Raw genomic sequence first — 1,815 nt, forward strand, 5'->3', positions numbered from 1 at the left:
TCCACATGCGGCGACGGCTCCTCCGCGTGCAACGTCCGCGGCAGCACACCGTGCCGCATCGCCATCACCATCTTGATCACACCCGCCACACCCGCCGCTGCGGAGGTGTGGCCGATGTTCGACTTCAGGGAGCCCAGCCACAGCGGCCGGTCCTCGGCGCGCTCCTGCCCGTACGTCGAGATCAGCGCCTGCGCCTCGATCGGATCGCCCAGCGCCGTGCCGGTGCCGTGCGCCTCGACCGCGTCCACGTCGGCGGGACTGAGGCGAGCGTTGGCCAGGGCCTGCCGGATCACCCGCTGCTGGGAAGGCCCGTTGGGAGCCATGAGACCGTTGGAGGCGCCGTCCTGGTTGACGGCGGAGCCACGTACGACCGCGAGAACCCGGTGGCCGTTGCGCCGCGCGTCCGACAGGCGCTCCAGGAGCAGCACGCCCACGCCCTCCGACCAAGCGGTGCCGTCCGCGGCGGCCGAGAACGCCTTGCAACGGCCGTCCTTGGCGAGGCCGCGCTGGCGGCTGAACTCGACGAACAGGTCGGGCGTCGGCATCACCGTGACGCCGGCGGCCAGGGCGAGCGTGCACTCGCCCTGCCGCAGGGCCTGCGCGGAGAGGTGCAGGGCGACCAGCGAGGAGGAGCAGGCGGTGTCGACGGTGAGGGCCGGCCCCTCCAGGCCCAGGGTGTAGGCGATGCGGCCGGATATGACGCTGGTGAGGTTGCCGGTGAGGGAATAGCCCTCGACTCCTTCGCCGCCCATCTGTTGCAGGCCGCCGAAGTAGCCGGGCTGGGTGGCGCCCGCAAAGACGCCGATGGGGGCCTTGCGGATCCCGGTCGGATCGATGCCGGCGCGTTCGAAGACCTCCCAGGAGGTCTCCAGGACGAGGCGCTGCTGCGGGTCCATGGCGAGCGCCTCGCGAGGTGAGATGCCGAAGAACGCCGGGTCGAACTCGGCCGCGTCGTGGAGGAATCCGCCTTCGCGGACGTACGTGGTCCCCGGGTGGTCCGGGTCCGGGTGGTAGAGCGTCTCCAGGTCCCAGCCGCGGTCGGTGGGGAAGCCGGAGATCACGTCGGCACCGCTGTCGACGAGCCGCCACAGGTCTTCGGGCGAGGTGACTCCGCCGGGGTAGCGGCAGGCCATGCCGACGATGGCGATCGGCTCGTCATACGCGGCGCCGGCTGCCGTGACGGTGCGGGCGACGGGGTTCTCGCCGAGCACCTCGGCGCGGATGAAGGCCGCGACGGCGGTCGGGGTCGGGTAGTCGAAGGCGAAGGCGGCGGGCAGCCGCAGTCCGGTCGCGGTGTTGAGACGGTTGCGCAGGTTGACGGCGGCCAGGGAGTCGAACCCCAGCTCCTTGAAGGCCCGGTCGGGGTCGATGGCGCCGGGTCCGTCGTGACCGAGGACCGCGGCGGCGTGGGCCCGCACCAGTTCGAGCACGGTGCGGTGCTGCTCGGCCTCGGGCTGTGCGCCGAGCCTTTCACGTAACGCCGCCGCTGCGGCCTCGAGTTCAGCCGGGTCGGCTGCGGACTGCAGGGCGGCGAGAGCCTGCCGGGTCTCGGGCGCACGGCGCCTGCGCAGCCAGGACGCCATCTGCGGCAGTGCCTCGCGCAGCGATGTCTGCGGGTCGATCTCCAGCGTGCCGAGCAGGGCGTCCACGTCGTCGTGGTCGACGGCCTGCCAGAACTGCTCCTCGATCTCGTCGCGGGGCGCGGCCAGTTCGGGGGTGAGCCAGTAGCGCTGGTGCTGGAAGGGGTAGGTGGGCAGGTCGACATGCCGGGTGGCGGTGCTCTGGAACAGGCTGTCCCACTCGACGGGCAGACCA

At 72.1% G+C, this 1,815-nt stretch carries 1 protein-coding gene; it reads right to left on the reverse strand.

Features of this window, described 5'->3' with window-relative positions; all coding sequences use genetic code 11:
• On the reverse strand, window positions 1–1,815 hold a 1,815-nt coding region (locus tag ACH4ZX_RS40270; protein ID WP_398283900.1), incomplete at both ends, for a beta-ketoacyl synthase N-terminal-like domain-containing protein.

Origin of the sequence: Streptomyces sp. NPDC020490, assembly GCF_044335305.1 — a bacterium.
GTDB lineage: Bacteria > Actinomycetota > Actinomycetes > Streptomycetales > Streptomycetaceae > Streptomyces.